At 48.3% G+C, this 14,853-nt stretch carries 12 protein-coding genes; 7 read left to right on the top strand and 5 right to left on the bottom strand.

All coding sequences use genetic code 11. From position 1 onward, the window contains the following. Positions 1-69 precede the first annotated feature (69 nt). The 4 genes from DXA36_RS19470 (at position 70) to DXA36_RS19455 (ending at position 5,376) form a co-directional block, all read left to right on the top strand. Positions 70-1,587, top strand: a complete 1,518-nt coding sequence (locus tag DXA36_RS19470) for a DUF6259 domain-containing protein (RefSeq protein WP_243114689.1) — start codon at positions 70-72, stop codon at positions 1,585-1,587. A gap of 32 nt (positions 1,588-1,619) precedes the next feature. After that, positions 1,620-4,103, top strand: coding sequence for a glycoside hydrolase family 38 C-terminal domain-containing protein (locus tag DXA36_RS19465; protein ID WP_118681152.1), 2,484 nt, complete (start codon positions 1,620-1,622; stop codon positions 4,101-4,103). Between the two features lie 81 nt (positions 4,104-4,184). Further along, entirely contained in the window at positions 4,185-4,688 is a 504-nt protein-coding gene (locus DXA36_RS19460) for a gamma carbonic anhydrase family protein (protein WP_118681151.1), read from the top strand. After that, the gene (locus tag DXA36_RS19455) at positions 4,627-5,376 is read left to right on the top strand and encodes a DNA alkylation repair protein (RefSeq protein WP_330425066.1); all 750 of its coding nucleotides are present in this window, start codon (positions 4,627-4,629) and stop codon (positions 5,374-5,376) included. Before DXA36_RS19460 ends, DXA36_RS19455 begins: the two co-directional genes overlap by 62 nt. 29 nt (positions 5,377-5,405) lie before the next feature. Here DXA36_RS19455 and DXA36_RS19450 read toward each other — a convergent pair whose 3' ends face one another. From DXA36_RS19450 to DXA36_RS19440, 3 genes are read right to left on the bottom strand one after another with little or no spacing between them, the layout of a single operon-like run. Then, positions 5,406-5,846: an Lrp/AsnC family transcriptional regulator gene (locus DXA36_RS19450; protein WP_118681149.1), complete on the bottom strand. Its 441-nt coding sequence runs from the start codon at positions 5,844-5,846 to the stop codon at positions 5,406-5,408. 11 nt (positions 5,847-5,857) lie between these two features. After that, positions 5,858-6,793 (bottom strand): DNA-3-methyladenine glycosylase family protein, encoded by a 936-nt coding sequence (locus DXA36_RS19445; RefSeq protein ID WP_118681148.1) that lies wholly within the window; start codon positions 6,791-6,793, stop codon positions 5,858-5,860. Positions 6,794-6,838: 45 nt separating this feature from the next. Continuing rightward, complete coding sequence (locus tag DXA36_RS19440; protein WP_118681147.1) at positions 6,839-8,041, bottom strand: class I SAM-dependent rRNA methyltransferase; 1,203 nt, start codon at positions 8,039-8,041, stop codon at positions 6,839-6,841. Positions 8,042-8,283: 242 nt separating this feature from the next. Here DXA36_RS19440 and DXA36_RS19435 point away from each other — a divergent pair, with 242 nt between their 5' ends. Next, positions 8,284-11,244 (top strand): glycoside hydrolase family 2 TIM barrel-domain containing protein, encoded by a 2,961-nt coding sequence (locus tag DXA36_RS19435; RefSeq protein WP_118681146.1) that lies wholly within the window; start codon positions 8,284-8,286, stop codon positions 11,242-11,244. A gap of 13 nt (positions 11,245-11,257) precedes the next feature. Continuing rightward, a complete protein-coding gene (locus DXA36_RS19430) occupies positions 11,258-11,821 on the top strand; it encodes a flavin reductase family protein (protein ID WP_182479165.1) in 564 nt (187 codons plus the stop codon). Positions 11,822-11,885: 64 nt separating this feature from the next. Here the strand turns inward: DXA36_RS19430 and DXA36_RS19425 are convergent, their stop codons facing one another. Continuing rightward, on the bottom strand, positions 11,886-12,143 hold the full coding sequence (locus DXA36_RS19425; protein WP_118681144.1) for a hypothetical protein: 258 nt from the start codon (positions 12,141-12,143) through the stop codon (positions 11,886-11,888). Between the two features lie 25 nt (positions 12,144-12,168). After that, on the bottom strand, positions 12,169-13,227 hold the full coding sequence (locus DXA36_RS19420) for a M42 family metallopeptidase (protein ID WP_118681143.1): 1,059 nt from the start codon (positions 13,225-13,227) through the stop codon (positions 12,169-12,171). Positions 13,228-13,478: 251 nt separating this feature from the next. On the opposite strand from DXA36_RS19420, the gene DXA36_RS19415 reads away from it, so the two are divergent. Beyond that, positions 13,479-14,849 carry an MATE family efflux transporter gene (locus tag DXA36_RS19415; RefSeq protein WP_118681207.1) on the top strand — a complete coding sequence of 457 codons (1,371 nt, stop codon included), beginning with the start codon at positions 13,479-13,481 and terminating at the stop codon, positions 14,847-14,849. Positions 14,850-14,853 lie beyond the last annotated feature (4 nt).

The raw sequence follows: 14,853 nt of genomic DNA, 5'->3' as shown, positions 1-14,853 counted from the left end.
TTCGGAGGTTTCACATTTTCTGTACTGATTTATACCTTCAGTAATGTATATGCTCCTGATGGAGGAATAATGAACATACGCCGGGAGGGAGATATGATTCTGGCGGAAACAGAGAGACTTCGTTATGCAGGTGGACAGATGGAACTGCCTGGAAGAACAAAAATCAAAGCGCAGATATGTGAAAGGGGCATACGTGTTTCAGCTTCCGCTGAAATATTTAACAGCAGCGAAGATATCCGTTGTATAAAAGTTACGGTATATGGTCTACCAGAGGGCAGACTGATTAACCTGATTGATGCACGGCCTAGGGAAATTCCGCGTGAGGGTCTGAATCTTAAATATCCGGAAGGATGGCGTGATGTGGGGACACCTCTTGTTATAATGGAAATTGGGAAAAAGAATCTGCTATATTTTCGTTCTCTGGACGAGAAGGTAAGGGATAAGAGGTTTGTTTTTGTCCGTTCAGGGGAAGGAATCAATACAGAACTTATTTTTGAAGAGGCAGCGATCCGGATGACAAACCGGATACAGACACCGGAATGGGAAATTGGACATAGTAACACAATTACTGATATTTATTTCCCACACATGAAGCATGTGGAAAAATGTTATGGATTGGTACCATGGGAAAACAGAACTGATGTTCCTGGCTGGGCAAGGGAAATTTCTTTGGTGGCCGCTATACATTGCCAGCATTGGACGGGATATGTTTTTAATGACTATGTCCAGGTTCTGGAAAATCTTAAAAAGATCTGCAGACAGGTTGAGGGTAATCGTGTTCTGGCTTACCTGCCGGGATGGGAAGGACGTTATTATTGGAAATACGGCGATTATGTACCAGATGATCGAATGGGTGGAGAGAAAGGCTTTCGGAAGATGTGTGACGGTGCGCGGCAGCTGGGGGTCCATGTGATGCCAATGTTTGGTATTAATGTTGTAGGAAGCCACATTGATAATTATGAAGCTTGGGGGCTTCCTTCTGAATTTATAGGTCCGGGAGGCAGTAAATACGGGGGAAGTGTTGACTGGGATGGTTCCAGGCACTATGACCATAATTCCAACCGAAATTTAAATCCGGCCGCACCAAGATGGCAGAATCGATTGTATAGCCAAGTGACAGGCTTAATGGATAAATATGGGTTTGATGCTGCTTTTTTTGATATAGCTGCCGTATGGCTGAATGATCCTAATCATTATCTTTATGACGGAGTCAAACACCTGATGGAAAGGTTGAAAAAACATAACCCAGGTATGCTTCTTTCAGGAGAGGGATGGTATGATGGGTTGGCAGCCTGTATTCCTTTGCTGCAGTGTGGTCATACGGACGGGGTTCTCCATTGGCATGACGAAGCTTATGCTCCTGTATTTGATACTTATGCCCGGGGATTCGGGCATTTATGCCTGGGCGATGTATCACGAGGAAGTACCGGTGTCCATGAGCTTGGTTTTAATCCCATTCAAAGATGTCCTTTGCGCAAAGGGATTATACCCACGATAACAATTGTGGATGGGACATTGGATAAAGCCCCGGCTGCGGCTGCGGAAATATTTAAAGATGCCAATACTTATGCACAGTTATACTTGTAAAAAGGCATAATACTGAAGGGAGACTTCCGTAGATGAAAGAAGAAAAAACCTTATTTCTGGTATGCAATGCACATCTGGACCTGGTATGGCAGTGGGAATGGCATGAAAGCCTGGCTGAGGCATTGTCTACCTTTCGTATAGCAGCAGCATTCTGTGAGACTTATGACGGATATATTTTTAATCATAACGAAGCTAAGCTATATGAATGGATAGAAGAATATGACCCTCCTCTTTTCCAAAAAATTCAGGAACTTGTCGAGAAGAATAAATGGCATATTATGGGGGGATGGTATTTACAGCCTGATTGTGTAATGAGCAGTGGGGAATCTGTTCTCAGGCAGATAGAGAAAGGGCAGAATTATTTTTTGAGAAAATTCGGATACCGCCCCCGGACGGCTATCAATGTGGATTCCTTTGGACATGACAGGGGGCTTGTTCAGATTCTGTGTAAAACCGGGTATACCTCCTATCTGGTGGGACGTCCAATGATAGATACATGCAAGGCTCCGGGAAGTGATTTTCTATGGGAAGGATATGATGGATCCTGCATTCCGGTGCATCTTGCGGAAGAAGGTTATAATAGTGGTCTGGGAAAGGTGCGAAAGAAACTGGAATATTACCGTCAGCAGAAAGGAACCGGAAATAATGTGCTTGCATTATGGGGAATCGGTAATCATGGCGGGGGGCCATCCGGGGCAGATCTGGAAGAAATAGGACGCCTTCAGGCAGAATGGGAAAAGGATGGAATCCGGTTAGTACATAGTACACCTGAAATGTATTTTGATGCGATTTCCAACTCGGAAATTCCCTTATTTAAAAATGAAATCGGCCCCTCCATGGTTGGTTGTTATACCTCCCAGGTACGCATTAAGCAAATACACTGCCTTTTGGAGAGTATGCTCTATCAAACGGAGAAAATCCTTACAGCAGCTGAAATTGTGACCGGAAATCCTGCTGATTGGGAGGCAATTCGACAGGCGGAAGAAAGTCTTTTATTTAATGAATTTCATGATATTCTCCCCGGAACCTCCATACAGCGGGCAGAAGAGGCTGCTTTGAGAGAGATGGGGGGTGCGCTTTCCCTCCTGGAAAAATACAGAACCTGGGCATTTATGCAGCTTTGCCGGCAGCCTGTGGAAATACCTCCTGGAGTTATCCCTTTATTTGCATGTAATCCACATCCATGGCCGGTCAGGTCGGTAATAGAATGTGAATTTCAGCTTCAGGATCAGGGATGGGATAATACATATACGGACTTTGATGTGGAATATGATGGAGTAGTTATGCCTTCCCAATTAGAAAAAGAAGGAAGTTCCATTCCGCTTGACTGGAGAAAGCGTCTGGTATTTATGGCAGATATACCTCCGTTTACAACAGCGGCTCTGTATGCCCGTCCCAAAGTGCTTGCTAACAAACCGGAATTGCCTCATACGGAAGAATCACAAATCCGCATTATAGGTAAGGAAGGGGAACTGATAATAGAAAAGGAAACAGGCTTCATTCACACGTATATGGATAAGGATATTCCGCTTCTTTTGCCTGGTGCAGCACGGATGCTGGTTATTGCTGATAATGAGGATCCCTGGGGGATGACAGTAAATAGTTTTCCTGAGGTTATCGGGGAATTTATCCTTGCTACCCCGGAGCAGACAGGGGATATCAGCGGTCTGAATAAAAGGCTGGACCCTGTGCGCATAATTGAGCATGGTGCTGTACGTACAGTAGTGGAGGCAGTATTTGTGTATAAACGTTCTTCTGCTATCCTGCATTATTTATATGAGCCGCTGACAAACCGGCTGAATTTGGAAATACGGCTGCAATGGAATGAACCAAATTGTATGGTTAAATTAGCGCTCCCAACCCCTTGGCAAAATGCTGAATGTTTGGGACAGAAAATGCTAGGACGTATACGATTGTATGAAAACGGGTCTGAAAATGTATCTCAGAAATGGATTGCTGTCTGCGGAGATAGATTTGCACTCACTGTCATGAATAAGGGTAGCTATGGCAGCAGCTTTGAAAAGGGAGAACTTCGACTGACACTTCTCAGATCACCCGCTTATACGGCCCATCCCATTGATGAAAGACCTATTCTGCCGCAAGACCGGTTTTTATCACGGATTGATATAGGGGAACGCTTGTTCTGTTTCTCCATTTATGGCGGTGAAAAGGAGAAACTAATGTGCACAATAGAAAAAGAAGCGTTAATTTTTAATGAGTTTCCCTTCGCAAGATCCTATTTTACATCAAAATCAGGAAATGCTGTTTCTGTAAATATACGCCTTGAAAATAAACAGATTCAGTTGCTTTGCCTGAAAAGGCATGAAGATGGTTATCTGATGCGTCTGTATAATAGTTCTCCTGAGGACCAAAAAACAAGGTTTACATTTATCAATACTGAAATAATGGTAGATTTTTCGCCATTTGAGATAAGAGCATTTTATTATATGGATGGTTGTTTGTCAGAATCCCAGATTATCAGGCTGAAATCTGACTGTAACGGAAAATACGATTGACGCTCCGTACAGGGAATGGCATAATAACTTTATATAATGTGTGTTAATAAAAAAGTATGCATATATGAAAGGAAGAGTGCCATGAAAACACCGGAAATTGCACAGAGCGCTTTTCTCGCGCCGGACGCGGTCATATTAGGTGATGTACATATAGAAGAGGACTGCAGCATATGGTTCCATGCGGTTATCCGTGCGGAGTCGGAGGAAATCCGGATTGGCGAAGGCAGTAATATTCAGGACAACGCAGTGGTTCATGTGGATCAGGGCCATCCCGTTTCCATAGGAAACCATGTAACGGTAGGACATGGAGCAATTATCCACGGCTGCCGCATCGGCGATAACACCCTGATCGGCATGGGGGCCATCCTGTTAAACGGCGCATCTATCGGAAAAAACTGTATTATCGGCGCGGGAGCACTGGTGACCCAAAATACGGTTGTGCCGGATAATTCCTTGGTTATAGGAAGCCCTGCATGCGTGAAACGGCAGGTTCTGGACCAGGAAGTGGAAAACAACAGGAGAAATGCAGAAATTTACATCAAAGAGGGAAAAGAATATGCCGACCGCTTCCGGAAAAAAGAATAATTTCATCAAAGAACAGTTATCCCTGCTGGCAGATCCTGCCTACAGGGATTTTTCATCCTCCCTGCTTCCGGGGACGGATCATATACTCGGAGTAAGACTGCCTGCCCTGCGGAAGCTTGCAAAAAAACTGGCAAAAGAAAACTGGGCTGAAAACCTCAGCCTCTGCACCGGGGACAGCTTTGAAGAAATTATGCTGCAGGGCTTTCTCATTGGATACGCAAAAGCACCCCTCCATGAAATCCTGGAGCAGACGGCCGCCTTTATCCCCAAAATCAATAACTGGTCTGTATGCGACAGCTTCTGTATTACCATGAAAGCGGCAAAACAGTACCCGGAAGCTTTTTGGGACTTCCTTCAGCCCTGCCTGGAAAGCAGCGGGGAATTCATTGTCCGTTTTGCGGTGGTAATGCTGCTGGATTACTTTATCACCGGGGAATATATAGACCGGATCTATCCTATCCTTGATCGAATCAAACACCAGGGCTACTATGTAAAAATGGCTGTTGCCTGGGCTGTATCCATGTGTTACGTACAATTCCCGGAGAAAACCATGGCCTATCTGCGGAACAATACACTGGATGATTTTACTTATAACAAGTCCCTGCAGAAGATTACAGAATCCCTTTGCGTGGATTCGGAAACAAAAAAGACAATCAGAGCGATGAAAAGGAGCACGGCCCGTCTGTAAGGCTGTGCCGCCTTCCCGGGCACCCTGGCTTATACCGTTATTTCTTCCTTCAGAGTGGACAGACAGATAATCGTATTGGCATCCGTTACCCCCGGGATATCCTTTAAAGTGCCGGACAGAAAATCTTCAATATCCTGCATATCCCTGAAAAGCACCTTTAGAAGAAAATCCGCAGGACCTGCGATATGGTGGCATTCCAATACCTGGGGAAGCTGCCGGCAGGTATCCTGGAAAACGTCCATATTCCGGGAATAATCCATTTTTACCAGGATAAAAGCCAGAAGATTATATCCGGAGGCACCGGGATTAACCCGGATCGTATATTTTTCTATCACATCTGTCTGCTCCAGCTTACGGATGCGTTCGGTGACTGCAGGCACGGAAAGAGATACCTGTTTACTGATATCGGAGGCGCTTGCGCGGCTGTTTTCCTTTAGTATAGTAAGAATGACGGAATCGGTTTTATCCATGAAAACCTCCCTTAGCTTATTTTTTTCCTGGCTGTGACGGGTTTCCGGGGGTCTTTTTTCGTCCGGGAGGACGGAAGAGAAAGCTTGTAGTAAAACATATACTGCTGCATGACTCCGGCAAAGCCCTGGTAACGTTCAAAGGGAAACCCCTTCGGGTAATAGGCGGCAAGAATCTGCTTTACATGGGTATCCACAGGAAAAGCCCCGATATGGTGAAGCCCAAACAGGCAGATACAGTCGGCCACCTTACGCCCCACACCGAATTCTTTGGTGAGAATGGCGATCGCTTCGTCATACCCCGCGTTTTGCAGGGATTCCAGAAATTCCTTTCCGCTGTCCCCTTCACAGCGAAGTGCCATAGCCAGAATATATTTATCCCGATAGCCAAGCCCCAGTCCCTGCAGTCCTTCCAGGCCGCCCGCTGCAATTGCTTCCGGTGCAGGAAAGGAGTAGAAATCCGGATCCGGAAAAACCCCTTCCGCCACCAGCTTATCCCCGTACCGGCGGCAAAGGGCATCCACACTCTTGCGGATACGGGAAATATTATTATTCTGTGATATGAGGAAACAAAGGATGGTTTCCCAAAGATCCTGGCGGAGAATACGGATTCCGCCTCCATAGGAAACGGCAGAGAGTAAGAAGCTATCCCCGGGATCCACCGCCTGCTTCATGGCCCCGTAATCTGTGGCAAGGTCGAAATAGTTGTGCCAATACGATGCAAACTCCCCGGGGGAACAGGAAAATTCCACACAGGCCCCCTCCCTGCCCGCACCGGAACCAGGCAGGGAGGGCGTGTCGGCAGCTACAGAAGGTGTCTGGCGTATCCGCACCAGATGGCTCCCGGATGCCGCTACATATGTGTTTTCCCCGCAGGGGCATATGCGGAATACCTGCCCCGAATCCATAAGCATATGGATATCAAAATCATAAAGTATTGTCTGGTACATCTGTGGTTATTTCCTCCGTATAAGGACTGTTGTCTGTCTTTTTCGCTACTGTTCATCCACCACCTGGAAAATATAAAATTTCAGATAATAGGACTCATCCGCCGCCCAGAGAATGGGATGATCACAGCACTGGGTACGGAATTCCACCTGACGCAGCCTTTTATGGGCGCCGGATGCCGCCTCCCGTATCGTCTTGGCAAAAAGATCCGGATCCATAAAATGGGAGCAGGAACAGGTGGCCAGGAACCCCCCGTTTTCCACAAGCTTAATTCCCCGCAGATTGATTTCCCGGTATCCCTTCACCGCATTTTTAATGGAATTCCTCGATTTTGTAAATGCGGGAGGATCCAGGATGACCACATCAAACCGTTCCCCCTGTGCTTCCAGTTCGGGCAGGAGTTCAAAGACATCGGCGCACCGGAAGCGGACCCGATTCTCCAGCCCGTTCAGCCTGGCGTTTTCCTCCGCCTGGAGAATGCCTGTCCGGGAAGCATCTACGCCCAATACGCTTTCCGCACCTGCAATACCCGCATTTAAAGCAAAGGAGCCGGTATGGGTAAAGCAATCCAGCACCTTTTTCCCTCTGCACAGCCGCTGGACAGAGGCCCGGTTATATTTCTGATCCAGAAAAAAGCCGGTTTTCTGCCCGTCCTCTACATCGACTATATATTTGACCCCGTTTTCTTCTATCTGCACTTTGGTGTCGAAAGGGGCGCCGATAAAACCCTTGAAGCGTTCCATCCCTTCCTGCAGCCTTACCTTGGCGTCGCTGCGCTCATAAATCCCCCGTATGACAATCCCGTCCTTTTGCAGGATACGGCAGAGTCCCTCCAGAATCACGGGCTTAAGCCGGTCGATTCCCAACGCCAGGGACTCCACCACAAGCACATCCGAAAACTTGTCCACAACCAGGCCGGGAAGCCAGTCCGCTTCGCCGAAAATCACTCTGCAGCAGCCGGTGTCCATGGTCTGCTTCCGGTATTCCCAGGCGTCCGCCGCTCTCTTTTCCAGAAAAGCCTCGTCGATGACCGTGCCTTTTTTCCGGGAAAGAAGGCGTACCGTAATTTTGGAGTTGGTATTGATAAAGCCGATCCCCAGGAAATAACCGTCAAAATCATGCACGGTAACCAGGCCGCCGTTTTCAAACGTCCCGGCAATGCTTTCTATCTCATTATCATAAACCCACATCCCGCCGGATTTTAAAGTCCTGCCGGTCCCTTTTTTCAATGTTACTATCGTATCGTACATTTTTCCTCACATTCTGCTGTATACCGTCAGGGTTCCTGCTGGCAGCGTTTATGTAACAGTTCAGATCAGTCTGAATTGTCACACGTTTTTTCATTAATCTTCTTTTTTGTATTGTAAGTGTAACATATTTTCTTTATAATTTACAGTAGCAGCCGCCAAGTGGAAAATAGAACCTGTCTTCATGGGCTGTAAACGGAAAATCCGAAAAGAGGAAACGGAACGTTTGTTCCAAAGGAGAGCTTATGATTCTGGAAAAATTCTATGAAAACCCGGAAATACTGCATGTCGGGACGGAAGAAAACAGGTGTTTTTATGTACCTCTCGATCTGCAGGAAAAGGAGAACGCTAGAAACTTAAGCGGGATCGATTGGAAATTCGGCTATTTCCCATATGCGGAGGCGGTGCCGGAGTTCTACAAAAAGGATTTTGATGAGGAAGCCTTCGGCAGGCTGGAGGTACCGTCCTGCTGGCAGATGCTGGGCTTTGATCAAAAGCAGTATACCAATATACGGTATCCTTTCCCCTTCGACCCTCCTTTTGTACCGGATGAGAATCCCTGCGGCGCTTATATCAAATACTTTGACATCAGCCGTGAGGAGGCAAAAAAGGAACAGTTCCTTTATTTTGAAGGAGTGGATTCCTGCTTTTATGTGTGGATAAACGGAAAGTTTGCAGGCTACAGCCAGGTATCCCACAGCCCCAGCGAGTTCAATATTACCGGAAAAACCAGGGCGGGAATGAATAAACTGGCGGTTCTGGTCCTGAAATGGTGCGACGGAAGCTACCTGGAGGATCAGGATAAATTCCGTATGTCCGGCATTTTCCGGGACGTGTACCTGCTTTTCAGACCCAAAGAGTATGTGAGGGATTATACGGTTACAACACCCGTACATTTTGGGGAAAACAGGGCGGAAGTGGAAGTAAGGCTTGATGAGGTGGTGGGAAAGCCTCCGGTTATCTGTGAATTGTGGGACAAGGAAACCCTTCTGGGGGAATGCCCTGCCGAAGAAGGGAAAGCCGTTTTCCCCGTCGAAAACCCGGTTTTGTGGAATGCGGAGGAGCCTTATCAATATACCCTCAAAATCAAGACCCCCGAAGAGATCCTGATTCAGAAGGTAGGGATCCGTACCGTTGCCGTACAGGACGGTGTGGTGCTGGTCAATAACAGGCCTGTAAAGTTCAAGGGTGTGAACCGGCATGACAGCAGCCCTTACACCGGTGCCGTCGTTTCCCGGATGGATGCCATGTTTGATCTGCGCATCATGAAGGAGGCAAATATCAATGCCATCCGTACCAGCCACTATCCCAATGCGCCCTGGTTTCCGGAGCTGTGCAGCGAATACGGTTTCTATATGATCGCGGAAACGGACATCGAGTCCCACGGCGCCGCCGCTATTTACGGAGGCAGCACGGAGGGCACTTACAGCTATTTTGTCCAGGAGCCTTCTTATAAAAAGGCCATACTGGACAGGGTACAGCGTTGTGTGATACGTGACAAGAACCAGTGCAGCGTTATTTTCTGGTCCCTGGGAAATGAATCCGGCTTTGGAACCAATATGGAGGAAGCGGGCCGCTGGGTGAAGAATTACGATCCCACAAGGCTTCTCCATTATGAGAGCGTCCATTTCCAGCCCGAAGGGCATGAAAAAGATGAATCCATGCTGGATGTGGAAAGCTATATGTATGCGTCCACCGGGAAAATAGACGAATATTTTGCAGAACCCGGAGTTAAAAAGCCGTTTATCCAATGTGAATTCATTCACGCCATGGGCAACGGCCCGGGGGATATCGAAGACTATATGCAGCAGATATACCGTTATGACGGATTCTGCGGCGGCTTTGTATGGGAATGGTGTGATCACGCCACCTATGAAGGCCGGGTGGAAAACGGAAAGGAAATGTTCCATTACGGCGGGGACGCGGGAGAATTCCCCCATGACGGGAATTTCTGCATGGATGGGCTGGTATTTCCCGACAGAAGGCCTCACGAAGGGCTTTACGAGTGGAAAAATGCCATCCGTCCGGTCAGGGCCGAGCTGCTGGATCAGAAAAAAGGGATTATCCGCCTGCACAATAAACTGGATTTCAGGAACCTGAAGGATTATATCTATGTCCGCTATGAGATCAAAGAAGAGGGAATCCTTCGGAAGGAAGGAGTACTGGAAGAACTTGATGCGGCCCCTCACGGCTTCACCGATGTTACGCTGAAGCTTCCCGGAAAACCTAAGTCCCACTGTTTCCTGAAGCTGACCTATCTCCAGAAAACAAAGGATAAGCTGACCCAGGCCGGCCATGAAATGGGCTTTGATCAATTTTTGCTATCGGAAGAAAAGGAAGAAAAGCTGTCCCTGCAGAAAAAGGGAGAGCCTCTCACCCTTACGGAAACCCCGGAAGTATTCCGGATGGAAAACAGCAGCCTATGTTATGAATTCGGGAAAAAAGAAGGCAGCTTCCTGAAGCTGGAACGGGACGGCAAAGCCTGTATAACGGCTCCGGCAGAGTGGAATGTATACCGGGCGCCTACAGATAATGACCGCAACATCATCCGTTCCTGGAAGGAAGCGGGATACGACAGAAGTGTGGTAAAAGTATATGCATGCGAAGCCAAAGCCAGACAGGGTGTGATAACCATTACCTGCGACTTTTCCATTGCCGCTGTTTACATACAGCCCTTCCTGCGCCTGCATGCGGTATGGAATGTAAACGGCGATGGGGAAATCAAGGTTGCGGTGGATGCAAAAAGAGATACCTCCTTCCCCTTCCTGCCCCGTTTCGGTTTGAAATTCTGCCTTCCTCAGGAGGAGCAGGAGGTTACCTATCTGGGATACGGCCCTCATGAAAGCTACTGTGACAAGCATCAGGCAAGCTATAGGGACGTTTTCCATACGACGGTGCCCCAGCTCCATGTGGACTATGTGCGCCCCCAGGAAAACGGCAGCCATTATAACTGCTCCCTGGTCAGGGTGGGCGGTATGCAGGCCGAAGGCAGCAGGCCCTTCAGCTTTAACGCTTCGGAATACACGATACAGGAACTGGAAACAAAGCAGCACAACTATGAACTGGAAAAATGCGGTTCTGTCATCGTCTGTACCGATTATAAGATAAGCGGCGTAGGATCCAACTCCTGCGGACCTGAGCTTCTGCCCCAGTACAGGCTGGATGAGGAGGAGTTCCATTGGGAGATGCGGTACCGGTTTGAATAAGGAGGAACAAAATATGGCCAAAATAACAATGCCTGTATCAAATGATTTCTGTCCCCAGTGCCTGTATCTGTATGGCACATACAAAGAAAACGGGGATCCGAACTACGGACTGTTCTGCTGGGCCACCTATTGCTGGGACGAAGGGCTTAAGTTTGTCGCCTGTATCGGACAGGATAAGCTGACCCGCGACAGAATAAGGGCCGAAGGTGTTTTTTCCGCTTCCATCATAAGCGAAGCGATGCTGGGCGCTGCAGATTACTGCGGAACCCATCCGGGATATGAATTTGATAAGTCCGGGAAAATGGAGTCTGAAGAGGGCGCTGTCCTGCACGTGCCGGTACCCAAAGACGGCCCCTGGACGTTTGAGCTGCAGGTGGATAAAACACTTCCTCTTGATGACAAAAACAAAAGTGAAATATACATATGCAGCATCAGGAATGTGCTGGCGGAGGAATGTCTGGCAGGCGAAAGTGATTTTGAAGAACGGCTGCGCCAGGCTGCTCCTGTAATTTCCGTATCCACCAAGTATTTTCCCGTACGCCCGGTTTCCCTTGGAGACTGGGGAAGTATGGGATAATTTCCAGAGGCAGGAATTAAAGTTAAAAATAAGAGAATGCCGCTCATTATTGAGCGGCATTCTCTTATTTTTCCGGAATTTCCTTCTCCAGCTGTTCCAGATAATTCTTTTCCCCGCAGTTGGGACAATACAGAATCTGTCCCTTTCTGCTTCCCACGGAAAAAAGGAGCTGCATCAGTGACGGCCTGAACACCTGTCCGCAGGCGGGGCACTTAAAGGTGGAAGTACGCCTGCAGGACAGCCTGCGGAAAATCACGATCAGGACAAACAGCAATAGCAGGATAAGGGCGGTAACCGGTATCATCTTTTGCAGAAAAGCCATAAATACCTCCATTTCCTAACAGGGCTCAGCCAAGATAAGCCCTCAGCAGGTTAAAAGTATTCTCCACGCCCTTTTTATGGCTGCGTTCGTAGCCGTGGGAAGCATACACTCCCGGGCCGATCAGCCCGTGGCGTACATCATAACCGGCGGTAAGGGCGGCATCCGCATCGGAACCGTAAAACGGATAAACGTCCACCGCAAAATCCGCAGATGCTTTTTTTCCGGCTTCGATGAGCGCGCTTACCACGTCATAATGATAAGGCCCCCTGCTGTCCTTTGCACAGATGGATACCTGATATTCATTACAGCCAAGTCCTTCTCCCACACAGCCCATATCTACGGAAAGCACCTCCGTCACATCCGGAGGGATCGAGGCGCAGCCGCCGTGTCCCACTTCTTCAAATACGGTAATATGATGATAAATCCTGCGGGAAGGGGTTATGTTTTCCTCTTTTATATACTTAGCATAACCCAGCAGAATCCCCGTGCTCAGTTTGTCATCCAGAAAACGGCTTTTGATAAATCCGGAGGGTGTCACCACCGTACGGGGATCAAAACAGACAATATCCCCGGGAAGAATACCCAGCGCCAGAACATCCTCCTTGCTGCGTACGATTTCATCCAGAAGCACCTCCATTCCGCCGAAGGATCGCTTGGTATCGTTATATTCCCCGTTTACGTGGATGGAGGCATTACGAAGCTGGAAGGTTCCGGTGTATACATTTCCGCTCCGCGTGATGATGCGGCAGTTTTCCGCCTCCGTGTTGTTCGGGTTCAGGCCGCCTAGTGCGGTCAGGTTCAGCCTCCCTGCGGCGGTAATTTCCGAAACCATCGCACCCAGGGTATCCACATGGGCTTCGATAAGAACCGGGCCGGCAGCAGGATCGCATTCCCCGTTTCCTTCGGAAACCCCATCTGCAATTTTCACAAATACGCCGCCTTTTGCGGTAAGGACAGGCTCATAGCCCAGTTCGGCATAAACCTTCATCAAATATGCCGCCACATCCTTTGTATACCCGGATGGGCTGTCTATGGAAAGCAGCTTCTGTGTCTGCTCCACAATATATTCGGTATAATCTTTCATCTGCCAGTCTCCTGTGTTTTTAATATGAGAGTGCGCCGTTTCGGCACCGATCCCCGGAAAATATTCCGACGCGGCGATACGGCTGTCTCTCCTACAAGATTACCACTTTTGGGATGGCAAGGCCAGTCCTTCCCTCATTTTATTTTAAATAAAAACATGGTATACTGAAAAAGCGACATGGATCAGCCCGTCCCCGTTTCCGGACAGGGCGGCGGCAGTATCCAAACAACAGGTACGGAGGAATTATGGAAATGAATAATAAGGGCGAACAAAGGATGGGCACGGAAAGCATACCCAGGCTGATGATAAGTATGGCGGTCCCGTCTATTATCGCACAGATTATTAATATTCTATATAACATTGTGGATCGGATTTACATAGGGCATATACCGGGAGTGGGCGCGGCGGCTCTTACCGGTGTGGGAATTACCTTTCCTATCATTACCCTCATTTCGGCATTTTCCGCTTTTGTAGGCATGGGAGGAGCACCGCTTGCCGCCATCTGGCTGGGGAAAGGGGACCGTAAGCATGCGGAAAAGATCCTCGGCAGCGGAACCTGCCTTTTGGTTCTGTTTACGGTTCTGCTCATGGCCGTCTTTTATGTCTTTTTACAGCCCTTTCTCTATATGTTCGGGGCATCGGATGTCACCATCGGCTATGCGGTGGATTATATGTCCATCTATTTGCTGGGAACCCTTTTTGTGGAGCTGGCTCTGGGGCTGAATCCCTTTATCATATCCCAGGGACGTTCCCGGATTGCCATGATATCCATTGTGATAGGGGCCGTAGTCAATATTGTCCTGGATCCTTTGTTTATTTTTGTTTTCGGCTGGGGTGTGAAGGGGGCAGCCGTTGCCACCGTGCTTTCCCAGGCGGTGAGCGCCGCCTGGAATGTTACTTTCCTCATGAGCACAAAATCATCCCTGCGTCTCTCCCTCCGCCATATCCGGCCCTCATTCCGCATTATGGGACAGATTTGTTCCCTGGGAATTTCACCCTTTATCATGCGGTCTACGGAAAGCCTGATCAGCATTGTGCTGAACCGGGGGCTTCAGATATACGGAGGGGATTTGTACGTGGGTTCCCTGACCATCATGCAGAGTGTGCTCCAGCTGTTTTCCGCACCGCTTTCGGGATTTACCCAGGGGGTACAGCCTATTATCAGCTACAATTACGGCGCCGGTAATTTTGATCGGGTAAAAAAACTGTACCGGCGTATGATCGGAATCAGCTTTGCTATTTCCTTCACCGCCAACTTGACGGCTATGCTGTTTCCCGGCATATATGCGGCCCTGTTTACAAATGATCAGGAATTGATTGGACTGGTATCGCGGGTTATGCCCGTATTCCTTTTCGGGATGCTGTTTTTCGGTCTGCAGAATGGGATCCAGCCTACCTTCCTTGCGCTGGGACAGGCCAGAATATCCCTTTTTATTGCCATGTTCCGCAAGGTGATACTCCTTGTCCCGCTGGCTTTGGTACTCCCCCGTTTTTTTGGAGTAATGGGGATTTATTATGCGGAACCTGTATCCGATCTTATTTCCGCCGCAACGGCAGGAATCCTGTTCGGCATAAATATAAAGAAGATTCTGTCCAAAGAGTATCTGGCCAGAATCCAGTGAGGGA

Origin of the sequence: Eisenbergiella sp. OF01-20, assembly GCF_003478085.1 — a bacterium.
In the GTDB taxonomy this organism is placed as follows: domain Bacteria; phylum Bacillota; class Clostridia; order Lachnospirales; family Lachnospiraceae; genus Eisenbergiella.
The sequence above is the reverse complement of the archived record's forward strand: the minus strand, read 5'-3'. Positions and strand labels throughout refer to the sequence as shown.

Excerpts from the sequence above, each read along its gene's own strand:
- DXA36_RS19445 (WP_118681148.1), bottom strand. The coding sequence starts at position 6,793 with ATGTACCAGACAATACTTTATGATTTTGATATCCATATGCTTATGGAT.
- DXA36_RS19455 (WP_330425066.1), top strand. The coding sequence starts at position 4,627 with ATGCAGAAATTTACATCAAAGAGGGAAAAGAATATGCCGACCGCTTCC.
- DXA36_RS19415 (WP_118681207.1), top strand. The coding sequence starts at position 13,479 with ATGAATAATAAGGGCGAACAAAGGATGGGCACGGAAAGCATACCCAGG.
- DXA36_RS19465 (WP_118681152.1), top strand. The coding sequence starts at position 1,620 with ATGAAAGAAGAAAAAACCTTATTTCTGGTATGCAATGCACATCTGGAC.
- DXA36_RS19460 (WP_118681151.1), top strand. The coding sequence starts at position 4,185 with ATGAAAACACCGGAAATTGCACAGAGCGCTTTTCTCGCGCCGGACGCG.
- DXA36_RS19440 (WP_118681147.1), bottom strand. The coding sequence starts at position 8,041 with ATGTACGATACGATAGTAACATTGAAAAAAGGGACCGGCAGGACTTTA.
- DXA36_RS19450 (WP_118681149.1), bottom strand. The coding sequence starts at position 5,846 with ATGGATAAAACCGATTCCGTCATTCTTACTATACTAAAGGAAAACAGC.
- DXA36_RS19425 (WP_118681144.1), bottom strand. The coding sequence starts at position 12,143 with ATGGCTTTTCTGCAAAAGATGATACCGGTTACCGCCCTTATCCTGCTA.
- DXA36_RS19470 (WP_243114689.1), top strand. The coding sequence starts at position 70 with ATGAACATACGCCGGGAGGGAGATATGATTCTGGCGGAAACAGAGAGA.
- DXA36_RS19435 (WP_118681146.1), top strand. The coding sequence starts at position 8,284 with ATGATTCTGGAAAAATTCTATGAAAACCCGGAAATACTGCATGTCGGG.
- DXA36_RS19420 (WP_118681143.1), bottom strand. The coding sequence starts at position 13,227 with ATGAAAGATTATACCGAATATATTGTGGAGCAGACACAGAAGCTGCTT.
- DXA36_RS19430 (WP_182479165.1), top strand. The coding sequence starts at position 11,258 with ATGGCCAAAATAACAATGCCTGTATCAAATGATTTCTGTCCCCAGTGC.